This window comes from Mycetocola sp. Y719, from assembly GCF_056713205.1.
Map to the genome: position 1 here is coordinate 1,070,225 of NZ_JBWYGY010000002.1, position 21,425 is coordinate 1,091,649.

The 21,425-nt window shown below is 67.9% G+C and carries 22 protein-coding genes and 1 pseudogene; 5 read left to right on the forward strand and 18 right to left on the reverse strand.

Annotation, left to right across the window (positions count from 1 at the left end; translation table 11 throughout):
* The first annotated feature begins 72 nt into the window (after positions 1-72).
* Positions 73-1,440 (forward strand): FAD-binding oxidoreductase, encoded by a 1,368-nt coding sequence (locus AC1M0F_RS11345; RefSeq protein ID WP_480238330.1) that lies wholly within the window; start codon positions 73-75, stop codon positions 1,438-1,440.
* 18 nt (positions 1,441-1,458) lie between these two features.
* Here AC1M0F_RS11345 and AC1M0F_RS11350 read toward each other — a convergent pair whose 3' ends face one another.
* From AC1M0F_RS11350 to AC1M0F_RS11400, 11 genes and pseudogenes are all read right to left on the reverse strand, one after another.
* Entirely contained in the window at positions 1,459-2,046 is a 588-nt protein-coding gene (locus AC1M0F_RS11350; RefSeq protein WP_480238331.1) for an acyl-CoA thioesterase, read from the reverse strand.
* 119 nt (positions 2,047-2,165) lie between these two features.
* A complete protein-coding gene (locus tag AC1M0F_RS11355; RefSeq protein WP_480238332.1) occupies positions 2,166-3,281 on the reverse strand; it encodes a bifunctional 2-methylcitrate synthase/citrate synthase in 1,116 nt (371 codons plus the stop codon).
* An 84-nt stretch (positions 3,282-3,365) separates the two neighbouring features.
* Positions 3,366-4,265 carry a methylisocitrate lyase gene (gene prpB, locus AC1M0F_RS11360; protein WP_480238333.1) on the reverse strand — a complete coding sequence of 300 codons (900 nt, stop codon included), beginning with the start codon at positions 4,263-4,265 and terminating at the stop codon, positions 3,366-3,368.
* Positions 4,265-5,788, reverse strand: coding sequence for an MmgE/PrpD family protein (locus tag AC1M0F_RS11365; protein WP_480238334.1), 1,524 nt, complete (start codon positions 5,786-5,788; stop codon positions 4,265-4,267). Before AC1M0F_RS11365 ends, prpB begins: the two co-directional genes overlap by 1 nt.
* The gene (locus AC1M0F_RS11370; protein WP_480238335.1) at positions 5,785-6,453 is read right to left on the reverse strand and encodes a GntR family transcriptional regulator; all 669 of its coding nucleotides are present in this window, start codon (positions 6,451-6,453) and stop codon (positions 5,785-5,787) included. The genes AC1M0F_RS11365 and AC1M0F_RS11370 overlap by 4 nt, the downstream gene beginning before the upstream one ends.
* 94 nt (positions 6,454-6,547) lie before the next feature.
* Positions 6,548-7,597: pseudogene (locus AC1M0F_RS11375) on the reverse strand (enoyl-CoA hydratase/isomerase family protein).
* Positions 7,598-7,695: 98 nt separating this feature from the next.
* Positions 7,696-8,118 carry a hypothetical protein gene (locus tag AC1M0F_RS11380; RefSeq protein ID WP_480238336.1) on the reverse strand — a complete coding sequence of 141 codons (423 nt, stop codon included), beginning with the start codon at positions 8,116-8,118 and terminating at the stop codon, positions 7,696-7,698.
* 130 nt (positions 8,119-8,248) lie between these two features.
* Positions 8,249-9,076: an SDR family oxidoreductase gene (locus tag AC1M0F_RS11385; protein WP_480238337.1), complete on the reverse strand. Its 828-nt coding sequence runs from the start codon at positions 9,074-9,076 to the stop codon at positions 8,249-8,251.
* A 109-nt stretch (positions 9,077-9,185) separates the two neighbouring features.
* On the reverse strand, positions 9,186-9,956 hold the full coding sequence (locus AC1M0F_RS11390; protein ID WP_480238338.1) for an enoyl-CoA hydratase/isomerase family protein: 771 nt from the start codon (positions 9,954-9,956) through the stop codon (positions 9,186-9,188).
* 67 nt (positions 9,957-10,023) lie between these two features.
* Positions 10,024-10,788: a 3-hydroxyacyl-CoA dehydrogenase gene (locus AC1M0F_RS11395; protein WP_480238339.1), complete on the reverse strand. Its 765-nt coding sequence runs from the start codon at positions 10,786-10,788 to the stop codon at positions 10,024-10,026.
* Between the two features lie 235 nt (positions 10,789-11,023).
* Positions 11,024-12,217 carry a thiolase family protein gene (locus tag AC1M0F_RS11400; RefSeq protein ID WP_480238340.1) on the reverse strand — a complete coding sequence of 398 codons (1,194 nt, stop codon included), beginning with the start codon at positions 12,215-12,217 and terminating at the stop codon, positions 11,024-11,026.
* A 135-nt stretch (positions 12,218-12,352) separates the two neighbouring features.
* Between AC1M0F_RS11400 and AC1M0F_RS11405 the strand changes: the two genes are divergently transcribed.
* From AC1M0F_RS11405 to trhO, 3 genes are read left to right on the forward strand one after another with little or no spacing between them, the layout of a single operon-like run.
* The gene (locus tag AC1M0F_RS11405; RefSeq protein ID WP_480238341.1) at positions 12,353-12,922 is read left to right on the forward strand and encodes a dihydrofolate reductase family protein; all 570 of its coding nucleotides are present in this window, start codon (positions 12,353-12,355) and stop codon (positions 12,920-12,922) included.
* 4 nt (positions 12,923-12,926) lie between these two features.
* On the forward strand, positions 12,927-13,274 hold the full coding sequence (locus AC1M0F_RS11410; protein WP_480238342.1) for a DUF488 domain-containing protein: 348 nt from the start codon (positions 12,927-12,929) through the stop codon (positions 13,272-13,274).
* 45 nt (positions 13,275-13,319) lie between these two features.
* Complete coding sequence (trhO, locus tag AC1M0F_RS11415) at positions 13,320-14,225, forward strand: oxygen-dependent tRNA uridine(34) hydroxylase TrhO (RefSeq protein ID WP_480238343.1); 906 nt, start codon at positions 13,320-13,322, stop codon at positions 14,223-14,225.
* On the opposite strand, the gene AC1M0F_RS11420 is transcribed toward trhO, so the two are convergent.
* The 3 genes from AC1M0F_RS11420 to AC1M0F_RS11430 all read right to left on the reverse strand — a co-directional run bounded on the left by AC1M0F_RS11420 (position 14,222) and on the right by AC1M0F_RS11430 (position 16,421).
* Positions 14,222-14,473: a hypothetical protein gene (locus tag AC1M0F_RS11420; protein ID WP_480238344.1), complete on the reverse strand. Its 252-nt coding sequence runs from the start codon at positions 14,471-14,473 to the stop codon at positions 14,222-14,224. The two genes, trhO and AC1M0F_RS11420, sit on opposite strands and share 4 nt — an antisense overlap.
* A 212-nt stretch (positions 14,474-14,685) precedes the next feature.
* A complete protein-coding gene (locus AC1M0F_RS11425; RefSeq protein WP_480238345.1) occupies positions 14,686-14,973 on the reverse strand; it encodes a hypothetical protein in 288 nt (95 codons plus the stop codon).
* 47 nt (positions 14,974-15,020) lie between these two features.
* Positions 15,021-16,421, reverse strand: a complete 1,401-nt coding sequence (locus AC1M0F_RS11430; protein ID WP_480238346.1) for an MFS transporter — start codon at positions 16,419-16,421, stop codon at positions 15,021-15,023.
* Between the two features lie 32 nt (positions 16,422-16,453).
* Between AC1M0F_RS11430 and AC1M0F_RS11435 the strand changes: the two genes are divergently transcribed.
* Entirely contained in the window at positions 16,454-17,437 is a 984-nt protein-coding gene (locus AC1M0F_RS11435) for an MDR family oxidoreductase (protein ID WP_480238347.1), read from the forward strand.
* A gap of 124 nt (positions 17,438-17,561) precedes the next feature.
* Here the strand turns inward: AC1M0F_RS11435 and AC1M0F_RS11440 are convergent, their stop codons facing one another.
* The 4 genes from AC1M0F_RS11440 to AC1M0F_RS11455 form a co-directional block, all read right to left on the reverse strand.
* The gene (locus AC1M0F_RS11440) at positions 17,562-18,167 is read right to left on the reverse strand and encodes a hypothetical protein (RefSeq protein ID WP_480238348.1); all 606 of its coding nucleotides are present in this window, start codon (positions 18,165-18,167) and stop codon (positions 17,562-17,564) included.
* Positions 18,168-18,262: 95 nt separating this feature from the next.
* A complete protein-coding gene (gene hemL, locus AC1M0F_RS11445; RefSeq protein ID WP_480238349.1) occupies positions 18,263-19,585 on the reverse strand; it encodes a glutamate-1-semialdehyde 2,1-aminomutase in 1,323 nt (440 codons plus the stop codon).
* Positions 19,582-20,508 carry a porphobilinogen synthase gene (hemB, locus tag AC1M0F_RS11450; protein WP_480238458.1) on the reverse strand — a complete coding sequence of 309 codons (927 nt, stop codon included), beginning with the start codon at positions 20,506-20,508 and terminating at the stop codon, positions 19,582-19,584. Before hemB ends, hemL begins: the two co-directional genes overlap by 4 nt.
* A gap of 107 nt (positions 20,509-20,615) precedes the next feature.
* Positions 20,616-21,425: a uroporphyrinogen-III synthase gene (locus tag AC1M0F_RS11455; RefSeq protein WP_480238350.1), complete on the reverse strand. Its 810-nt coding sequence runs from the start codon at positions 21,423-21,425 to the stop codon at positions 20,616-20,618.

Below are 21,425 nucleotides of genomic sequence, written 5' to 3' on the forward strand. Positions count from 1 at the left end.
CGACATTCCCGTTCATGAGGATTCCTCAGATAGCACTGGCACAGACCCGACGGCGTGCGTAAAGTGTGCCGCATGACATTCTCCGACCACGACCTCAGCGAATTCCGAGCCGCGATCAGCGGCGACGTCATCGAGCGGAACGACCCCGCTCTCGCGGCCGAGGTGGCCGCCCAGAACACCCGGATCCTGCACGTGCCCGACCTCGCGGTGATCCCCCATTCCGAAGCAGATGTGCGGGCGGCCGTGCGATTCGCGTCCACGCACGCGCTCGCGGTGCGCATCCAGGCCACCGGGCACGGAGCCGAGGTCCCGGTGACCGACGGTCTGCTGCTGCTCACCAAACGGATGCTCGACGTCACGGTCGATCCGACCACGCGCATCGCGACCGTCGGCGCAGGCGTGCGCTGGGAGGCGGTCATCCGCGCGGCCGCGGAACACGGTCTCGCTCCGATCACCGGGTCATCCACCCACGTCGGCGCCATTGGCTACACCCTCGGAGGAGGTCTCGGGCCGCTTGCCCGCAGCCACGGTTTCACTTCCGACTGGGTACGCGGGTTCCGCGTGGTGCTCGCCGACGGGTCTGTCGTCACCGCGGACGCCGACGAGCACCCCGACCTGTTCTGGGCTCTCCGCGGCGGCAAGGGCGGACTCGGGGTGGTCACCGAGATGCGGGTCGAACTCGTCCCGATCCGCACCCTGTACGCGGGGAGCCTCTTCTTCGACGGCCCGCACGCCGAGACCGCGCTGCGGGCGTGGACGGACTGGCTGCCGAGCGCGCCGGCCGCAGCCACGACATCCGTGGCCCTGATGAACATGCCACCGATCGAGGAGATCCCCGAGCCCTTCCGCGGCCGGTTCCTGCTCAGCCTCCGCTTCGCGTGGGTCGGCGACCCGGCAGAGGGCGCGCGGATCCTCGCGCCCCTCCGTGCGGCCGCGCCCGTCTACATCGACACGGTCTCCGAGATCCCGGCATCCGCCGTCGGCGCGATCCACGGGGACCCGGACGAACCCGGGCCGGTGTGGACGCGCGGTTTCCTTCTCAAGCCGATCGACCAGGACTTCATCGACGAGCTCCTCGCCCACTTCGGGCAGCAGGCAGGGGCGCCGTTCGCCGGCGTCGAGGTGCGGCACCTCGGTGGCGCGACAGCGACGGACGTCTCGGGCGGCTCGGCGGCAGGCGGCAGGAAGAGCGCGCACACCCTGACGATGATCGGCGTCGCACCGCCCCTGTTCGAACGGATGCCTGTTGCAGCGGATGCGTTCCTGGCTGCTGCGGCGCGCTGGGTATCGCCGGAGACGAACATCAACTTCGCCGGCACCGTCGCCGATTCCGAACACTTCGCCAGCGCGTGGCCAGGGGACACTTTCGAACGTCTCGCGAAGACACGGGCGCAATACGACCCTGACCGGCTCTTCGCCTACGGACCGGCCGCGGTCTGACCCGTCGTCGACGACCGGTCAGGAATCCGAACCGGCCGGAACCGCATCCGGCCATTCGCTCGGCGCCGCTGCCGACGTCGACGGCAGGGCGACGTCCTTGCCCCACCGCACCTGCCAGTCCGGAATCCGGAGCTCGGGAGGCACCGTGCCGATGGCGTCGATGAGTTCAGCGACGGCGACGGTCCCACCGGTCTTCCTGAGGAACCGGGCGCGGATCACCGCCTGCGCGAAGATCTCGCCGTCGACCACGATGCGCTGGTCGACGAACACGGCCCTGTCGTCGTAGCCGGACACCCGGGTCTCGATCACGAACTTCTGCCAGAGCGTGAGCGACTTGCGGAAGGTGATCGTCTCCGAGACGACGACGGGGTACCATCCCTGCTCCCGGACGATGTCCCAGATGCCGTTGCGGATGAGCAGGTCGAACCGGCCGAGATCGAGCACGGAGAGGAACACGCCGTTGTTCATGTGCCTGTTGAGGTCGAGGTCGGTGGGGAGCACACGCATCTGCAGACGGCCGACGTCGTAGTGGCCGAGAGCCGAGCCACCGCGCCTGGCCCTCCTGGCACGGGCGAACAGCAGGAGGGTGCGGAAGATCATGTGCATTCCCGGATGCTACGCGCTCACCCGCCGACAGGCATCCGACCTGTAGGTGACGGACAAGCCGTCACGACCCGGCCGGGCGCGGTGCTGCACCCAGCCGACAAACATCCGCTCTCGTGCGGTCAGGAGGGCAGGTGACGTTCGTCAGGCCCGTTGTACTCGGACAACGGACGGATGAGCGCGTTCGACGCCGCCTGTTCCATGATGTGCGCCGTCCAGCCGACGACACGCGACGCCACGAAGAGCGGGGTGAACGTCAACGTGTCGAACCCCATGAGGTTGTACGCCGGGCCGGACGGGTAGTCGAGGTTGGGCTTGATGTTCTTGCGCGACACCATGGCCTCTTCGAGCGTCGAGTAGAGGTCGAGGATGTCCGTGCGGTCGTAGTGCTCGACGAGCGTTTCGAGAGCGGCCCTCATGGTGGGCACCCGCGAGTCGCCGTTCTTGTAGACGCGGTGTCCGAAGCCCATGATCTTGCGCTTGGTGGCGAGCGCGTCCTCGAGCCACGCCTCGGCCTTGTCGGCTGAGCCGATCTCGTCGAAGGTATGCATGACGGCTTCGTTCGCCCCGCCGTGAAGGGCGCCCTTGAGCGCACCGATCCCGCCGACGACAGCGGAGTACAGGTCACTGAGGGTGGAGGTGATCACGCGGGCGGTGAACGTCGACGCGTTGAAGGAGTGCTCGGCGTACAGGATCATCGACACGTTGAACGCGTCGACGACGACCTGGTCGGGGACCTCGCCAAAGGTCATCCAGAGGAAGTTCTCTGAGTAGCCGAGGTCGTCACGCGGCGGGACGAGCTCGTCTCCGTGGCGGCGCCGCTGGTCATAGGCGACGATGGCGGGGAGCTGGGCGTACAGGCGCGCAGCCTTGTTCAGGCTGGACTCCTCCGTGGCGAGCTCGGCGTCCGGGTCGGATGCCCCGATCGCGCTGACCGCGGTGCGGATGACGTCCATCGGGTGCGCCGTCGTTGGAATCAGGTCGATGACGGCCTTGACGTTGTCGCCGAGGGCGCGCTGTCCGCGCTCGACATCTTCGAAGGCCGCGAGTTCGTCATCCGTCGGGAGCTCACCGTGCCAGAGCAGATACGCGACCTGTTCGAAGCTGCACTGGGCTGCAAGCTCCTGGACCGGGTACCCGCGGTAGAGCAGGGAGTTCGTCTCCGGGTTGACCTTGGAGACCGCCGTGTAGTCGACGACGACTCCTGCGAGGCCCTTCTTGATGTCGGTCTCTGTCATTCCGTGCTCCTTTGCTCAGGGCGGACGCTGAGTCTCTACCCTATTGACTGGCGGGGCGACCGCCTATGTCGTTGGCGTCTCGCGCTACCTGGCCACCGTGAAGTTGAACACCGAGGTGTCGAAGTGGTTGTAGCCCTCATAGTCGATGAGTTCATACAGGTCTGCACGGTGCTGCATCTCGCCGAGCTTCGAGGTCAGCGACCCCTCGTCGGTGATCGTGTCGAGCGCGCGGCCGGCTGCGCCCATTGCGATGCGGAGCAGTGACACCGGCCAGATCACGATGTTGATGCCGACGTCCGCGAGCTGTGCACTCGTGAACAGCTCGCTCTTGCCGAACTCGGTCATGTTCGCGAGGATCGGCACGTCGACGGCCTTGCGGACCGCTTCGAACTCGCTGAGGTCGCGCATCGCCTCGGGGAAGATGGCGTCCGCGCCGGCGTCGACGAGCTTTTTCGCACGATCGACGGCAGCATCGAGCCCGTCGACGGCACGGATGTCCGTGCGCGCCATGATGAGGAAGTTGTCGTCGCGGCGCGCGTCGGCCGCAGCGCGGATCCGTTTGAGCGCCGTCGCTTCGTCGACGACCTGCTTGCCGTCGAGGTGACCGCACCGCTTCGGGTTGACCTGGTCCTCGATGTGCATGCCGGCCAGACCGGCATCCTCGAGCTCCTGGATCGTGCGGGCGACGTTCATCGGTTCGCCGAATCCCGTGTCTGCGTCGACCAGGGCGGGGAGTTCGGTCATGCGGGCGATCTGCTTCGCCCGCCCGGCCACCTCGGTGAGCGTGGTGAGGCCGATGTCCGGCAAGCCGAGGTCCGCACTGAGCACGGCACCCGAGATGTAGACACCGTCGAAGCCCTTCTGCTCGATCAGCCGCGCCGACAGGGGGTTGAAGGCACCGGGGAAGCGGAGGAGCTCACCACTGGTGAGCCGCTCACGGAAGATCCGCCGCTTGTCCTCTGGCGTTGTCGTCGAATACAGCATCAGAAGAGTCCCTTCGGCGACTCGACGGAGGAGAGTACCCCGGCGGCCGCATGGATGGTGAGTCCACCGACCTCGTCGGCGGTGAGTTCGGGGAGACGCTGGACGAGGTCGAGGAACCGCTCGATCTCCTCCGGCTCGAGGACGTCCGCCGCGAGAGTGCGGAACTTCGCGATGTAGTCGTCGCGGGCGAACGGGCGGGCGCCGAGCGGATGCGCGTCGGCGACGGCGATCTCGTCGACGATCGTCGAACCGTCGGTCAGCACGATCTCGACGCGGCCGCCGAATGCCTTCTCGGCGGGGTCGATCGAGTGATACCTGCGGGTCCACTCCTCGTCCTCCTGCGTGGTGACGCTGTTCCACAGCGCGACGGTGTCTTCACGGCCGGCGCGGGCGGGCGCATACGAGTCGACGTGGTGCCAGCTGCCGTCCTGCAGGGCGACGGTGAAGATGTACGGGATCGAGTGGTCGAGCGTCTCGCGCGACGCCGTCGGGTCGTACTTCTGCGGGTCGTTGGCGCCTGACCCGATGACGTAGTGCGTGTGGTGCGAGGTGTGGATGACGATGTGGTCGATCGAGCCGGGCTCGAGGATCTCCGGATGTTCGTTGTGAAGCTTCCTGGCGAGATCGATCCAGGCCTGGGCCTGGTACTCGGCCGAGTGCTCCTTCGTGTAACTGTCGAGGATCGCGACCTTCGCCTCGCCCTCCTCCGGCAGAGGAACCTCGTATGACGCGTCAGGGCCGTCGAGCAGCCACGCGAGAACGCCGTCCTCGCCCTCATAGATCGGCTCGGGTGACGTCTGGCCGCGCATGGCACGGTCCACGGCTTCGACGGCCATCTTGCCGGCGAAGGCGGGGGCGTGCGCCTTCCAGGTGGAGATCTGGCCCTTGCGGGACTGCCGGGTGGCTGTCGTGGTGTGCAGTGCCTGGCCGACCGCCTGGAAGATGGTCTCGACGTCGAGACCGAGCAGCGTGCCGATACCGGCAGCGGCCGACGGGCCGAGATGGGCGACGTGATCGATCTTGTGCTTGTGCAGGCTGATCGCCTTGACGAGGTCGACCTGGATCTCGTAGCCGGTAGCGATGCCGCGCACGAGGTCGCGGCCTGTCGCACCGACGTGCTGGGCCACAGCGACGATCGGCGGGATGTTGTCGCCAGGGTGGGAGTACTCGGCGGCGAGGAAGGTGTCGTGGTAGTCCAGTTCACGCACGGCGACGCCGTTCGCCCACGCCGCCCACTCTGGGCTGACGCGACGGGCGGCATCCACACCGAACACGGTGGCGCCGTCACCTCCCGTGGTGCACGGATGCGCGAGCGCCTGCGACCGCGCTGCGACGACGGGCGCGCGGGTGAGGGATGCCGCTGCAACGGCCGCGTTGTCGATCACGCGGTTGATGATCATTTCGGTGACCTCGTCGGTGACCTCGACCGGGTCGGCGGCGACCTCGGCGATGGCCCAGGCGAGCTGGCCGGGGCGCTCGAGGTTCTCTTCGCTCTTGTGTACCCGCAGGTGGTGGGTCTTCATGGTTTTCCCTTCGTGGAGGACGAGTCTGAGGCGCCGAACGAGTCGGCGGAGTCGAGAAGATTGGCGAGGCTCCTGCGCAGGTGGACCGCTGTGGCCTGCGCGGCGAGCATTTCGTCGCGGTCGAGGATCGCCTGGACGATCAGGAGGTGCTCGGAGACGGACTCGGCGAGGCGTGCAGGGTTGTCCTGTGCCAGTCGGCGGGCCCTGGCGAGGTGGCTGCGCAACCCGGAGAGGGACGCGAGCAGGAACGGGTTGGCCATGGCGGCGTCGACGGCCGCGTCGAGGCGTGCCACGAGTTCGTAGTAGCCGGCAGTGCCGCGTTCGAGCACGGCTGGGGCGGCGAGGAAGTCGTCGCGGAGCGCCTGGAAGACCCGGGTGCTTCTGCGGCGCGCAGCCAGTCGCGCCGCCTGCGTCTCGAGTGCTTCGCGCAGCTCGAACAGTTCGGTGAGGTTCGCCGGAGACACGTCGGTGACGACGCCTGCCCGTCCGCGCTGGGTGTCGACGAGACCCTCTGCGGCCAGGCGGGTGATCGCTTCACGCAGGGGCGTTCGGGAGATGCCGAGTCGCTCGGACTGTTCGGTCTCTCCGAGCACAGTGCCGGGCGCGAGTCGCCACGACAGGATGTCATCCTTGAGGACGTCATAGGCCCGATCGCTTGCACGCACGGCCCCATCATACGCGGCTTCGCGACCACCGGTATACAGAGAGTAGATAATTCCTTAGGGAACAGGCTCGACGACGGCCTTGTGTATACCGGAGTCAGTGTCGGGGTGGGTGGTGATGCAAGGCTGCCTCGACCACTGTGGACGGGACCGCTGCGAGCGTCGACGGCATCCAGCGCGGTTTCCTGTCCTTGTCGATGACCTGGGCACGGATGCCTTCGGCGAGGTCGGGCTGTTCGGCCAGCCAGGCAGACACCCGGTACTCCTGCTCGAGTGCGTCGCGGAGGGACCCGAGCGACCGTGCGTGCCGCACGACGGCGAGCGCGATCGTCAGCGCGAGGGGAGACAGCCTGGTGAGCTCGTTGGCGGCCGGACCGGCGGCCAGCTCGGACTCGGCACCGAGAAGTTCGATGATCCCCGCGACGGTGTCCGGTGCGTAGCAGCGGTCGATCCAGACCCGCTGTGCCTCGAGCTCGGACGGCGGAGGGGTCTCGTCGAAGAGCAGGACCACTTCGGCGGGCGAGCCGGGGTCCGCCCGTTCGCCGAGTGCCTGGTAGAGGTGCGGAAGCCGCTCGGACGGGACTTAGTAATCGGCGAAACCGCACGCGATGGCATCCGACCCGGTCATCGTCGCACCGTTGAGCGCGAGATACGTGCCGAGCTCACCTGGGGCGCGGGAGAGGAGGAAGGTGCCGCCGACATCCGGCGAGAAACCGATCCGGGTCTCGGGCATCGCCACCCGGCTGCGCTCGGTGACGATGCGGATTCCGGCGTGCGCCGAGACGCCGACACCACCGCCCATCGTGATGCCGTCCATGATCGAGACGATCGGCTTGGGGTACTCGTCGATGGTGGCGCAGAGCGCGTACTCGTCGTGCCAGAAGTGTCGGGACAGGTCGTTGCGGCCCGAGACCGCGTTGGCGTGCAGTGCCCGGATGTCTCCTCCGGCGCTGAGCCCGCGGTCGCCCGCTCCGTCGAGCACGACGAGCGACACCTCCGCGTCGTCCAACCAGAGGGCGAGGGCGTCGCGGATGCCGAGGATCATGCCGTGATTGAGCGCGTTGAGCGCCTCAGGGCGGTTCAGTGTAATGCGGCCGACGCCGTCGGACACGCTCGTCAGCAGCTCGCCCACACCTGCTCCCCTCACGTCGCTTCGAGCCTATCGCCCGGCGCACTCACCTGTTCCGGACCTACTCACCAGGTGCGCCGGGTGAGTAGGTCCGGAACGCGTGAGTAGGTGGCTGGTCAGTCCCCGCCCCCACCGCCGCCGTCACCACCGCCGTCACCACCGCCATCACCACCGCCGTCGCCGTCGCGGGAGTACCCGGCGCCCGATCCGTCGCCACCCGAACCGTCGCCGCCGTCCCGCCAGTGCTTCCCGAGCCGGTACTTCTTGCGCGGAACGTAGCGCCCGTGCAGCAGGATGCCCCAGCCGGCCCACGCGACCATGGCGCATACGACCGCAATGCCGAGGATCGCGCCACCGGCCGAATTGTCGGTATGACCGACCTGCTCGAAGTTCGCCGACCCGTTGGAGATGAACACGCCGATCACGAGGAGCGTCGTCAGGGCGCCCGCGACGAGAAAGACGGCACCCAGCGCCATGAGGCCGAGGCGGAGGATCAGCGGACGCGTATCGATCGCCGGTGCCGCCGTGCGTCTGCCCATCCCCGCAGCGTATCTGAGTTCAGCCGCTGATCAGCGACTCTGCAGCCGCCCAGCCGACAGCATCCGTTCCGGTCCAGGGTTCCCCGCAAGCCGGATACCGTCGTCCGGAACTGATGCGCGTCGGATGCCGTTACAGGAAGATGTCCGGAAACAGGTCCTTCTCGTCCACACCGGGCGAGTACTGCGCGAAGTCGGTCACCCCTGCGGCGATCAGAACCTCCTCGACGATGAGGGACTGGCCGGTGTACTCACGCGACGGCTTGATCAGGACCTCGTATGCGGCATCCGCGTAGATCTCCGGCGTCCTGCTCTTCGCGAGCAGCGCTTCGCCGCCGAGGATGTTGCCGACAGCAGCGGTCTTGATCGTCGTGCGCGGCCAGAGCGTGTTCGCGGCGATTCCGTCGCGGGCGAACTCGGCCGCGAAACCGAGGGTGGCCATCGACATGCCGTACTTGGCGAGGGTGTATCCGGTGTGCGCGCCGAGCCATTTCGGGTCGAGGTTGATCGGCGGACTGAGCGAGAGGATGTGCGCGTTGTCGGCCTCCTTGAGGTGCGGGATCGCCGCCCTCGAGAGCATGAACGTCCCGCGCATGTTGACGTCCTGCATGAGGTCGAAGCGCTTGGGCTCGAGTTCGAGCGTGCGCGCCAGGCTGATCACGCTGGCGTTGTTGACGACGATGTCGATGCCGCCGAACGCCGAGACGGCCTGCGAGACCGCGATCGCGATCGACTCGTCGTCGCGAACGTCGCCGACGACGGCGAGCGCCTGCCCACCCGCCCGGTGGATGGCATCCGCTGCCGTGTGGATCGTTCCCTCGAGCCGCGGGTCAGGGGTGTCCGTCTTGGCGAGGAGCACGATGTTCGCGCCGTCGCGGGCGGCCCTGAGGGCGATGGCGAGGCCGATGCCGCGGCTTCCGCCAGACATGAGCAGGGTCTTTCCTGCGAGGGGTGCATTCATGGGAGTTCCTTACGGGGTGGGGAGCGGGGGCGGATGCCGGGGTCGATGGCAGCGGTTCCGGCCGGGAGCACCACATGCGTGAGGTGCTCCCGACCGGAAGTCGGGGCTGTCAGCGGCGGGCGGAGCGGGCGAGGAACGCGCCGATGCGCGCCTGGGCATCCGGCGTTTCGAACGCGGCGCCGATGGTGCGTGCCTCGTCGTCGAGGGCGGAGGCGTAGTCGCGACCGACCCCGCCTCGGAGCAGGCGCTTCGCCTGACCGAAGGCTGCGGTCGCACCCGAGAGCCAGCCCGCGGCGATCTCGCGGGCGCGGGCATCCGTCTCACCGTCGGCGACGACCTCGGTGACGAGCCCCCAGTCCAGCGCTTCGGCGGCGGTGAGCGACCGGCTGGTCAGGGTCAGCTGCAGGGCCCTGCGCATGCCGACCGCCTCTGGCAGGAGCGTGGAGACGCCGCAGTCGGGAGTGAGCCCGATGTCGGCGTATTTGGAGACGAACTTCGCCGATTCGGAGGCGACGATGTAGTCGGCGACGAGCATGAAGCCGAGCCCACCGCCGGCGACCGCGCCGTTCACGGCTGCCACGATCGGCTTGGGCATGGCGGCGAGTGTGCGGTGACCTTCGTGGATGATGTCGGCGAATCCGCCGATCGAGCCTTCCCCTCCGTTCATGGCCGACATCTCGGCGACGTCGCCTCCGGCGCAGAACGCCGGTCCGACCGCATCGAACAGGACGGCGCCGACATCGGGCCTGTCTGCCACCTCCGCGGCGATGTCCCGCCAGGCCTGCGCAGCTTCAGCGTTGATGGCGTTGAGCCGCTGCGGCCGGTTGAGGGTGATGTGGGCGAGTCCGTCGTCGACGGACAGGAGGATGCTGTCGCTCATGAGCGGCCTTTCGGTTCGGGTCTGTCGTGGGGGTCGCGGGCGTGTCGGGCCGGCGCAGGTTCGCGTGCTACTTCGGGGCCATCCGGATGGCCCCGTCGAGCCGGATGGTCTCACCGTTGAGGTACGGGTTCTCGACGATGTGCTGCACGAGTGACGCGTATTCGTCGGGCCGGCCGAGGCGGGACGGGAACGGCACCTGCTGGCCGAGCGAGTCCTGGGCCGCCTGTGGCAGGCCCTTGAGCATCGGCGTCTCCATGATGCCAGGGGCGATGGTGTTGACCCGGATGCCGTACCGCGCGAATTCGCGGGCGAGCGGCAGCGTCATGGCGTGCACACCGCCCTTCGATGCTGCGTAGGCGGGCTGGCCGATCTGCCCGTCGAATGCGGCGACTGATGCCGTGTTGACGATGACACCACGTTCTCCTTCGGCATCAGGTTCCGACTCGGACATGGCGGCCGCTGCGAGCCGAACGACGTTGAACGTACCGATCAGGTTGACCTGGAGAACGCGGCTGAAGTCGGCCAGGGCGAGGATGCCGTCCCGCCCGAGGACCTTGCCCGGGGTGGCGACACCGGCGCAGTTCACCACGATCCTGAGCGGCGCCAGCGAGCGGGCGGCGTCGACCGCGGCCTGCACATCGCTCTCGTTCGCGACGTCTGCGGCCACGAACCGGGCGTTCGCGCCCAGCTTCGCCGCGGCATTCTCCCCGGCAGATGACGGCAGGTCGACGATCACCACGGAGACGCCTGCTGCGGCCAGCCGGGTGGCGGTGGCGTTTCCGAGACCCGATGCTCCCCCGGTGATGAGGGCGGATGCTCCGTCAAGCTTCATTGCTGGATCCTCTCGATTCTGAGCGGTGTGCTGCGAGCCTAGGGGGCGGCGCGGTGGCGCTCCACCCCGGTTGTCGTCGGCGACGGTCGCGACCCCACCTCTCCGCGGCGCCCTTGTGCCGTGTCTACAACGCGGTGTGGGACGCTCGACAGGAACCGGGGCCGGAAATCAGCGGGTTCGTCCTGTTGAGTGTGCGTCTGAACGGATTTCTCCTGTCGGGCGCCGGCAAGCCGGGTCAGATCCGCTCGATGAGGGTCGCGTTGGCCATGCCGCCGCCCTCGCACATCGTCTGGAGACCGAACCTGCCGCCGCCGGTCTGGAGCGAGTTCACGAGCGTCGCCAGGATGCGGGTACCGGACGCACCGAGCGGATGGCCGAGCGCGATCGCCCCTCCCCACGGGTTGAGCCGGGCGGCGTCGACGTCGAACTCGCGCTGCCACGCGAGCGGAACGGAGGCGAAAGCCTCATTCACCTCGAAGACGTCGATCTCGTCGGTCGGGATGCCGGTGCGCTCGAGGATCCGCCGGGTGGCCGGGATGACGCCGGTGAGCATCTCGATCGGGTCGCTGCCGACCTGGGCGAATCCGACGAAGCGTGCCAGCGGGGTCAGGCCGAGCTCTTCGGCCTTCTCCTCGCTCATGATCAGGGCGGCCGAGGCGCCGTCGGTGAGCGGCGATGAGTTGCCCGCCGTGATGTCCCACCGGATCTCGGGGAACCTCTCCGCGTACTCATCGGTGCGGAACGCCGGAGGCAGGGTGGCGAGCGCGTCTGCGGTCGTGCCCCTCCTCACGGTCTCGTCGACGGTGACGAGGGACAGCCTGCCGTCGGCATCCGTCACGGTGACCGGCACGATCTCCTGCCCGAACAGGCCGCGGTCGATCGCCGACGTCGCGCGTGCATGGGACTGGGCGGCGAATGCGTCGAGCTCGGCCCGGTCGATGCTCCACCTGGCGGCGATGAGTTCCGCCGAGATGCCCTGGTGGACGAGGCCATCCGGGTACCTTTCCCTCACCATCGGGCCTGCCGCATCCTCGCCGAGCCTCGCGTAGCCGATCGGCTGCCTCGACATCTGCTCGACGCCGCAGGCGATGACGATGTCGCTCGTCCCTGCGAGGATCGATTGCGCGGCGAACTGCGCGGCCTGCTGGCTCGATCCGCACTGCCTGTCGATGGTCGTGCCTGGCACGCTCTCGGGGAACCCTGCGGCCAGGACCGCGTTGCGGGCGATGTTGGAGGACTGCCGGCCCGCCTGGGTGACGCAGCCGGCGATGACGTCGTCGATGAGGACCGGGTCGATCCCCGTCCGGGCGACGAGGTGCTGCAGGGTCTGCGCGAGCAGGTCGACGGGGTGGATGCCGCTCAGCGACCCGCCCGGTTTGCCGCGCCCGGAAGGGGTCCGGATGGCGTCGACGATGACGGCGGGTGACATGGTGCTCCGATCGGTCGGTTCCCTCCGAGCGTACGACGGATGCCGCGTGGCGGGCCAGCGCCCGATCCCCCCTTTGACCGACGACGCATCCGGTGAGACGGTGGTCCGGACGACAGAATGCGAAGGAGCATCCGGATGGGCAGGATCATCGTTCAGCAGCTCGTGACCCTCGACGGTTTCGCGGCGGACAAGGACGGCGACGTCAGCTTCTTCGAAGCCGTCCCTGACTGGACCGACTCTGACAGGGACCAGCTCGATCAGCTCGACTCCGTCTCACTCATGGTCCTCGGCAGCGTGACCTACCGGATGTTTGCGGGGTTCTGGCCCACGGACCAGTCCAGGGGCGAAATCATCGCCGACAAGCTCAACTCTCTCGACAAGGTCGTGTTCTCCCGCTCGCTCGATCGGGCGCCGTGGGGTGAGCATCCGGATGCGAGGATCGTGGCGGGCGATGCGGCGGCGACCCTGCGCCGGCTCGCGGACGAGACACCAGGAGACGTCGTCGTCTGGGGCAGCCTGTCGATCACCGGTCAGCTGTTCGAGGCCGGGGGTGTCGATGAACTCCAGTGGCGGATCTGCCCGATCGCGATCGGTGAGGGGCGCCGGGCGTTCCCTGACGGCTTCTCGACCGGTGCCATGCGGCTCGTACGAAGCAAGACGTACGACTCGGGCCTGCTCACCATCGACTACGCCCTGACAGGATGAGCCCATGGCACTCCGGCTGAAACGCGTCTACGACGACCCTGACGACACAGACGGATTCCGGGTGCTCGTCGACAGGTTGTGGCCGCGCGGTGTCACGAAGGAGCGCGCCGCGGTCGACCTGTGGCTCAAGGACGTAGCGCCGAGTCCCGAACTGCGCACAGAATGGCACCACCACCAGGACCGGTTCGTCGAGTTCGCAGACCACTACCGTGCCGAGCTCGCGCAGAACCCCGCCACCGCCGAGGTTCGTGAGCTGATCGCAACGCATCCCACCGTGACCCTGCTGTACGGATCGAAGGACCGGGAGGCCAACCACGCGCTGGTGCTGAAGGACTTCCTCGAATCGGCCTGATCCGCGCCCGGCCTGCATCCAGCGAGCAACGGCTAAAATCGAACCGTGGCCATCTCGAAGATCCTTCTCTACTACGTCTTCACGCCACTCGCCGACCCGGATGCCGTGAGGCTCTGGCAGCGAGACCTCGCCGAGTCCCTCAACCTGCGCGGCCGGATCCTGCTGTCGAAGGACGGTCTCAACGGCACCATCGGTGGCGAACTCGGCGCGGTGAAGAAGTACCTCCGCAAGACCCGCGAGTACCCGGCGTTCAAGAACCTCGACGTCAAGTGGTCGGAGGGAACCGGGCTAGACGCGAACGGGGCGAGCCTCGACTTCCCCCGGCTCGTGGTCAAGGTGCGCGACGAGATCGTGTCGTTCGGGGCGCCGGGGGAACTTCAGGTGGATGCCGACGGCGTCGTCGGTGGGGGAACCAAACTGCAGCCGGCCGAACTCCACGAGCTCGTGGCAGACCGGGGCGACGATGTCGTCTTCTTCGACGGCAGGAACGCGTTCGAAGCGGAGATCGGGCACTTCCGCAACGCGGTCGTCCCCGACGTGTCGAACACGCGGGAATTCGTCGCCGAGCTGGACAGCGGCAAGTACGACCACCTCAAGGACAAGCCCGTCGTCACCTACTGCACCGGCGGCATCCGCTGCGAGGTGCTCTCAGGGCTGATGAAGAGCCGCGGTTTCGGCGAGGTCTACCAGCTCGACGGCGGAGTCGTCCGCTACGGCGAGACCTTCGGCGATGACGGCCTCTGGGAGGGCTCGCTCTACGTCTTCGACAACCGCATGTCGATGGACTTCTCCGACCACGCGGCCGTCGTCGGCACCTGCGCGGTCTGCGGGACGCCCAGCAAGCACATGCAGAATTGTGCGGATGCCTCCTGCCGCACCCAGCTCGTCCTGTGCACGGAGCACGCGGCCGCGGCGCCCCTCTGCGAGACGCACGCGGCCGTCACGGCCTAACCGTCGGTGCGGCCGTCGATCTGGTCGTTGAGGATCTCGTCCGCAGCCTCGGGGTCGGCATCGTCGGCGTTGTAGTGCTCCTTGAGCAGTTCGTTGTCTCCGCCGTACTCCTGGCCGCGCATCTCGGGCGATGAGACGATGTCTTCGCTGTAGCCCTGTTCGACGAACTGGGCGTCGACGACCTCGGGCGTGGCCGAGAGGCCGTCTGGCAGGGCGTTCTTGGGCGAACCGTTCTCGATGTCACTCATCTGGTGTCTCCTTCGTTTTCCCCGACGCTAGGCGCGTGGGCTCCGTGCGGGCAAGGCCTTGCGCTGTCGGCGGAACGTGACGGGACGGCGGGGCGGGCGGCGCACCGCGCGATTGTCAGGAGATCGCACGATTATCAGGATGCTTTCCCCACTTTTCGCCTGACAACCGTGCGATCTCCTGCAAAACGTGCGGCGGAATGCAGGCCGGGCGGCTACGCCGCAGCGAAGGCGGTCAACTGCGTGATCGCGCCCGGTTCGTCGACGATCTCCTCAACGCCGTCGAAGGCGGCATCCGCCGGGTAGACGAGAAGCGGAACGCCGGCCACGAACTGGGCGGTGACCTCGATGACCACGGTCGGGTCGGCCGTGTAGCAGCGCATGGTGAAGAACTGTCCCTGTGGCTGGCCCGTTTCGACGAGGTGGTTCAGGTAGCCGACCAACGCCTCTGCATAACGATCCGAGACGGTGAATGAGCGGCCGTAGTAGTCGATGCGTTTCATGTGGCAACCATATCCGCGCCCGGTATCGCACTCTGGCCGTAGCCGAACTAGCGCCGGGCAGCGACCTCTGCACCCGCGTGCGACGGCATCCGCGCCGCCTCGATCGCCGGGAACAGCAACAGCACCGCGACCACCGCGAACGCCCAGCCGTAGCCGAGGTCCGGCTGCCCCGGGTCGACAGCAGACGCGGCCAGCGTGGTGACCCTCACGATGAGGGCGGCTGCCGCGATGCCGAGCCCGATCGCGACCTGCTGCATGGTCGACGCGAGCGTGTTCGCCCGTGAGGTGAGCTCGGGGGGCACATCCGCGAACTGGATCGAGTTGTACCCGCTGAACCCGATCGACCGGAACACGCCGCTGGCGAAGAGCAGGAGCGCCGTGACCAGGATCGGGGTGTCCGCCGTGAGAAACACACAACCGACGTAGACGAGTGCGCCGCAGAGGTTTGCGCCCACGATCACCCGGCGGAATCCGAACCGTCGGATCAGCGGACTCGTTACCGGTTTGATCAGGATGTTGCCGAGGAAGACCGCCATGACCAGGAGCCCGGCCTGCGACGCGCTCCAGCCGAATCCCGACTGGAAGAGCAGGACGAACAGGAACGGAGCGGCACCGATGAGGAGACGGTACGCGCCGCCTCCGACGTTTCCGACGCGGAACGTGTGCAGTCGCAACGCAGAGAGGTCGAGAAGAGGATGCCGCGCGCGCAGCATCCGCCGGACGGCTAGCACCCCGACACCGGCGACGACGACGAGCAGGATGCCGACCAGCAGCCAGTCGGTCGGGCCGCCTCCCACCTGCTCCATGCCGAGGACGAGCGCAGCGAGAGCCACCCCCACGAGCAGAAACCCCCACCAGTCGAGCCGGTCCGTCGAGCGTTCGTCGATGGCGGGCACGTACTTCAGCGCCGCCAGGAAGGCGATGACGCCGATCGGGATGTTGATGAGGAAGATCCACTGCCAGCCGACGGTGTCGGCGAGGACGCCGCCGATCACCGGCGCGAGCACCGGTGCGAGAAGCGCCGGCCAGGTCAGGTAGGCCATGGCATCCAGCAGGTCGCGCTTGTCGATCGACCGCAGCACCGCAAGTCGGCCGACGGGCACCATCATCGCACCGCCGATGCCCTGCAGCACGCGCATCGCGCACAGCATCGGCAGGGTGGTGCTGACCGCGCAGAGGGCAGACGCCACGGTGAAGATCACGATGGCGATGCAGAAGATCCGTTTCGTGCCGAACCGGTCGGCGAGCCAGCCGCTGACAGGCACACCGATCGCCAGGGTCAGCAGATAGGCCGTCATCGCCACGTTGATGTCTACCGCGCGCACGCCGAAGTCGGCGGCGATCGCCGGAGCGGCCGTCTGGATGATCGTGCCGTCGAGCGTCTCCATGAAGAACGTGCCTGCGACGAGCAGCGCCAGCGGCCGGTTGAGGGTTCCCGAGCGCGGCATCCACCCATTCTCCCCCGGCCTAGGCTGGCCGTATGACGACGACGTTCAAAGCCTGGTGGGTGGAGAAAGAGGATGCCTCCCTCCGCGACCTCACCGACAACGACCTCATGGCCGGAGACACAACCATCACGGTCGCGTACTCGAGCATCAACTTCAAGGACGGCCTTGCCCTCAGCGGCCGGCCGGGCGTGGTGCGCACGTGGCCGCTCATCCCCGGCATCGACCTGGTCGGCACGGTGGAATCGTCGGATTCCGGCGACTGGTCCCCCGGCGACCGGGTCCTGCTCAACGGCGACGGCCTGGGTGAGAGCCACCACGGAGGCCTGGCGCAACGGGCACGTGTCGACGGCGCGAATCTCGTCCGTGTTCCGGATGCCGTCGGTCCCCTGCGCGCGGCCGCCATCGGGACTGCGGGGTTTACCGCCATGCTCTCGGTGCTCGCCGTCGAGCGCCACGGAGTCGAACCGGGTGACGGCCCGGTTCTCGTCACGGGTGCCGCCGGCGGTGTCGGGTCGGTCGCCGTGGCTCTCCTCTCCGCACTCGGACACGAGGTCGTCGCGTCTACCGGCCGGGTCGAGAGCCAGGGCGACTACCTGCGCTCGCTCGGCGCCACCGAACTTCTCGACCGATCCACGTTGTCCGAGCCGGGCAAGCCGATGCAATCCCAGCGTTACGCGGCCGTCGTCGACGCGGTCGGCAGCACGACGCTCGTCAACGCCATCGCGCAACTCAGGTACGGCGGTGTGGCCACGGCATGCGGACTCGCCCAGGGAGCCGACCTGCCCGCTACGGTGCTGCCGTTCATCCTCCGCGGCGTCAGCCTCGTCGGGATCAACTCCGTCGACGCCCCGCTCGCCCTCCGGCAGGAGGCGTGGTCCAGGCTCGAGAGCGATCTCGACCTGAGCCTCCTCGACCGGATGACCGAGGTCGTTCCCCTCGACGCAGCGAAGGATGCCGCCACGCGCATCCTGGAGGGCGGCGTTCGCGGCCGTACCGTCGTCGACGTCAACGCCTGACGGCCGGACCCGCCTCGTGGCGCGGGCGGATCGGCCTCACGCGGGTGGAAAAACACCCGCGCGACGCCGAAAGACCCGCGCGTGCAGCCCCGGCCGTGCGACCGACTGTGTCGAGCCGGCGTCGTCAGATCGTGTCTGGCTGGGTGTCGACCGGTGCGGGAGGCTGCTCGGAAGATGCAGATGGCTTGCTTTTCCGTGGTGCGCGGGCCTTCGCGGCCGCCGTCGCCGTGGCTGTGCTCACGACGGCGTCGCCGTCTGCGGTGACTGGCGCTGCGGCATCCGTCTGGGCCTCGGCATCCGTCCTGGGCTTCACCACGCGCTTGGGCTTGGGCGTCACCTGCGGTGTGGTCTTGCGCACGCGCGGCGACTTCTTCACCGGCTTCACATCGTCCTGCAGTTTGGAGACCAGCTCCATCCCATGCTTCGTGGTGATGATGACCCTGGCGAATTCCTCGTCGGCTATATCAATCACCACTGAGGGCTTCGTGCCCTTGAGAACGAGGAAGTCCTTGCCTCCGTGGAACTTCCACTGTCCGACGGCGAGGGTCAGTGGGATGGCTGTTCCCGGCGCGCGGATGCCACGGACCCAGATCCAGGGATCGTCGGTGAGCGTGGCCGAACGGATCGACGAGCGAGGCACGATGATGTTCTCCCGGCGAAGTGCGAGCGTCTTCTCGGCCGTCGACAAAACAACTTCGAGACGATCGGAATGCAGCAGGAGGCGAGCCATCACCCTAGTCTGCCGGTGCCCGGAGGAAAACGCCGTCGTGAAACCTCACAAAGAGGTAACACCCAGCTTGTCGCCGTCCTCACGGCCGTAACCGGTCAGGCCGGTTTCACGGCCGACGCAGCAGCACGGGCCGCAGCGGGCAGGGCATCGACGATCCGGCCGATGACCCGCTCGTCGTGGGCGGCGGAGACGAACCACGCCTCGAACACACTCGGCGGAAGCGACACGCCTCCGTCGAGCATGGCGTGGAAGAACGGTGCGTACCGCCAGCTCTCCTGCGCCTGTGCCTCGGCGTAGTTCCGCGGGCGTTCCTCGGCGAAGACGAAGCTGAAGAGGTTGCCCGCCCGCTGCACGACGTGGGCGACACCCTCATGGCTGAGAGCGTCGGAGACCGCGGCGGACAGTGCAGCGGATGCCTCATCGAGGCGGGCATAGACGGCCGGGGTAGCCCGCTCGAGCGTTGCGATGCCTGCGGCCACAGCCACCGGATTGCCCGAGAGCGTTCCGGCCTGGTACACAGGGCCGACAGGGGCGAGATAGTCCATGATGTCGGATCGGCCACCCAATGCCGCCAGCGGCATACCTCCGCCGATGACCTTCCCGAAGGTGAACAGGTCGGGCTGGTAGACCGGGCCGTCTGCGAGCGAGAGACCCCAGTAGCCGGAGGAGCTGACGCGGAAACCGGTGAGCACCTCGTCGAGAATGACGAGTGCGCCGTTGTCGTGGGCGAGCTCGACGAGCGCGGCGTTGAATCCGCGGTCGGGGGCGAGCACGCCCATGTTCGCGGCGGCCGCCTCGGTGATCACGGCGGCGATCTGGTCGCCGCGTTCGGCGAACACGGCGCGCAGGGCGTCGAGGTCGTTGTACGGCAGAACAAGTGTCTGGGCGGCTGTTGCCGCCGTCACTCCGGCAGAGCCCGGCATGGCGAGAGTGGCCAGGCCCGAACCTGCCTCCGCCAGGAGACCATCGGAGTGGCCGTGGTAGTGGCCGGCGAACTTCACAAGCAGGTCGCGGCCGGTGAAGCCGCGGGCGAGCCTGATCGCCGTCATGGTCGCCTCTGTGCCTGTGGAGACGAGACGCAGCTTCTCGATCGGCGAGACGCCGGCAGCGGAGACGCGTTCCTTCACCAGTTCGGCGAGTTCCGTTTCTGCAGGCGTCGATGCACCGAAGGAGAGCCCGCGGGCTGCTGCGTCCTGAACCGCGCGCACCACGTCGGGGTGGGCGTGGCCGAGGATCGCAGGTCCCCACGAACCGACCAGGTCGATATAGTCCCTGCCGTCGGCATCCGTCACCGTCGCACCTGCCGCCCTCACCAGGAAGCGGGGCGTTCCTCCGACCGAGCCGAAGGCACGGACGGGAGAGTTGACCCCACCGGGGATGGACTGTTTGGCGCGGCTGAAGAGCTCTTCGTTGTTCATCGGAGCCACCCGGCGAGCTCGGTCGCCCAGTAGGTCAGGACGGCATCGGCCCCCGCACGCCGGATGCCGACGATCGACTCCTCGATCGCCCTCCTGCGGTCGATCCACCCGTTCGCCGCTGCGGCCTCGATCATGGCGTACTCACCGGAGACTTGGTATGCCCACACTGGAATATCACTCATGGCCGCGACATCTGCGAGCACGTCGAGGTAGCTCCCCGCCGGCTTCACCATGACGATGTCAGCACCCTCGGACATGTCGAGGGTGGACTCGCGCATGCCCTCACGCCGGTTGCCCGGGTCGAGCTGATAGGTGCGCCTGTCACCGTTCAGCTGGGAGTCGACGGCCTCGCGGAACGGACCGTAGAACGCCGACGCGTACTTCGCCGAGTAAGCGAGGATCGCGGTGTCGAGAAAACCGGCCTCGTCGAGGGCGGTGCGGACGGCATCGACCTGGCCGTCCATCATTCCGCTGAGGCCCAGGATGCTGGACCCAGCGTCGGCCTGGACCAGGGCCATCTCGACGTAACGCTCCAGGGTGGCGTCGTTGTCGACCCGGCCGGAATCGTCGAGCACACCACAGTGCCCGTGGTCGGTGAACTCGTCGAGGCAGAGATCCGTCTGCACGACGAGAGCGTCGCCGACCTCAGCGACAAGTGCGGCCGTCGCGACGTTGAGGATGCCGTTCGGGTCTGTCGCCTGCGAACCGATCGCGTCACGCGTGCTCGGAACCCCGAACAGCATGACTCCACCGACGCCGGCTTCCGCGGCTTCGGCCGCAGCGCGCTTGAGCGAGTCGAGGCTGTGCTGCGCGACGCCGGGCATCGATGTGATCGGAACGGGTTCGCTGACGCCCTCCCTGACGAACATCGGAAGGATGAGTTCGGCCGGGTGCACCCGCGTCTCGGAAACGAGGCGGCGCATGGCAGGGGTCTGACGGAGTCTGCGGGGGCGAATCACGGGTACGTTCACCCGCCAAGCCTACGCGCCCGCGGCTGGAACCCTGCCGAGTGGCCTGCGGCCGACCGAGGTCAGACGTCCCTGGCTGCCTCAACCGCCCTGGGTGCCTCGCCGGACTCGACGAGGGCCACCATCGTGTCGAGCAGCGCAGCCACCGTCTGGTGCCGCGAGACGACGTGGACGGTGAGCCCGTAGCTGGCAGCATCCTTCGCCGTTCGGGGTCCGATGGCGGCGACGAGCGTGGATTCGGGCAGGGCACCGAACTGGTCGACGACCTGCCGCGCCACGCTGCCGCTCGTGACGAGTATGCCGTTGATCCTGCCGGAGCGGACGTCAGTGATGATCTTCTCAGACACCGGTTCACCGATGGTCCGATAAGCGACGACGGATTCGACGTCATGTCCGGCAGCGACGAGCCCTTCGGTCAGGAGCGGCTTGGCGATCTCGGACCGCAGCGTCAGGAATCGTTTCGGTTTCGGTTCGAGGCGGGTGAGTTCGCTGAGCATTCCCTTGGCGGAGTTGTCTTTGGCCGGGACGAGGTCGACCCGGTAGCCGACGGCCTGCAGCGCGGCGGCGGTCGTCTCTCCGACGGCGGCGACCCGCGTCCGCTCGGGGATCCGGACTCCCTGCGAGTACATGACGTCGACAGTGGTGGCGCTGGTCACGGTGAGCCAGTCGAATTTGCCGTCTGCGAGGGCAGCGAGTGAGGACGTGAGCCGCTCGGGGTCCTCCGTCGGGGCGAAATTGATCATCGGGGCGACGACGGGAGTCGCCCCACGGGCGCGCAGGTCGGCGGCGACGCTGTCACCCCACGGACCGCCGCGGGGCACGAGGATGCGCCAGCCCTTCAGCGGTTTGGGGTGTGCGGGTGTGGACATCAT

Bases quoted from the DNA above. Each gene is read 5' to 3' on its own strand.
- AC1M0F_RS11345 (WP_480238330.1), top strand. From the start codon at position 73: ATGACATTCTCCGACCACGACCTCAGCGAATTCCGAGCCGCGATCAGC.
- AC1M0F_RS11350 (WP_480238331.1), bottom strand. From the start codon at position 2,046: ATGCACATGATCTTCCGCACCCTCCTGCTGTTCGCCCGTGCCAGGAGG.
- AC1M0F_RS11355 (WP_480238332.1), bottom strand. From the start codon at position 3,281: ATGACAGAGACCGACATCAAGAAGGGCCTCGCAGGAGTCGTCGTCGAC.
- prpB (WP_480238333.1), bottom strand. From the start codon at position 4,265: ATGCTGTATTCGACGACAACGCCAGAGGACAAGCGGCGGATCTTCCGT.
- AC1M0F_RS11365 (WP_480238334.1), bottom strand. From the start codon at position 5,788: ATGAAGACCCACCACCTGCGGGTACACAAGAGCGAAGAGAACCTCGAG.
- AC1M0F_RS11380 (WP_480238336.1), bottom strand. From the start codon at position 8,118: ATGGGCAGACGCACGGCGGCACCGGCGATCGATACGCGTCCGCTGATC.
- AC1M0F_RS11385 (WP_480238337.1), bottom strand. From the start codon at position 9,076: ATGAATGCACCCCTCGCAGGAAAGACCCTGCTCATGTCTGGCGGAAGC.
- AC1M0F_RS11390 (WP_480238338.1), bottom strand. From the start codon at position 9,956: ATGAGCGACAGCATCCTCCTGTCCGTCGACGACGGACTCGCCCACATC.
- AC1M0F_RS11395 (WP_480238339.1), bottom strand. From the start codon at position 10,788: ATGAAGCTTGACGGAGCATCCGCCCTCATCACCGGGGGAGCATCGGGT.
- AC1M0F_RS11400 (WP_480238340.1), bottom strand. From the start codon at position 12,217: ATGTCACCCGCCGTCATCGTCGACGCCATCCGGACCCCTTCCGGGCGC.
- AC1M0F_RS11405 (WP_480238341.1), top strand. From the start codon at position 12,353: ATGGGCAGGATCATCGTTCAGCAGCTCGTGACCCTCGACGGTTTCGCG.
- AC1M0F_RS11410 (WP_480238342.1), top strand. From the start codon at position 12,927: ATGGCACTCCGGCTGAAACGCGTCTACGACGACCCTGACGACACAGAC.
- AC1M0F_RS11420 (WP_480238344.1), bottom strand. From the start codon at position 14,473: ATGAGTGACATCGAGAACGGTTCGCCCAAGAACGCCCTGCCAGACGGC.
- AC1M0F_RS11425 (WP_480238345.1), bottom strand. From the start codon at position 14,973: ATGAAACGCATCGACTACTACGGCCGCTCATTCACCGTCTCGGATCGT.
- AC1M0F_RS11430 (WP_480238346.1), bottom strand. From the start codon at position 16,421: ATGCCGCGCTCGGGAACCCTCAACCGGCCGCTGGCGCTGCTCGTCGCA.
- AC1M0F_RS11435 (WP_480238347.1), top strand. From the start codon at position 16,454: ATGACGACGACGTTCAAAGCCTGGTGGGTGGAGAAAGAGGATGCCTCC.
- AC1M0F_RS11440 (WP_480238348.1), bottom strand. From the start codon at position 18,167: ATGGCTCGCCTCCTGCTGCATTCCGATCGTCTCGAAGTTGTTTTGTCG.
- hemL (WP_480238349.1), bottom strand. From the start codon at position 19,585: ATGAACAACGAAGAGCTCTTCAGCCGCGCCAAACAGTCCATCCCCGGT.
- hemB (WP_480238458.1), bottom strand. From the start codon at position 20,508: ATGCGCCGCCTCGTTTCCGAGACGCGGGTGCACCCGGCCGAACTCATC.
- AC1M0F_RS11455 (WP_480238350.1), bottom strand. From the start codon at position 21,425: ATGATGTCCACACCCGCACACCCCAAACCGCTGAAGGGCTGGCGCATC.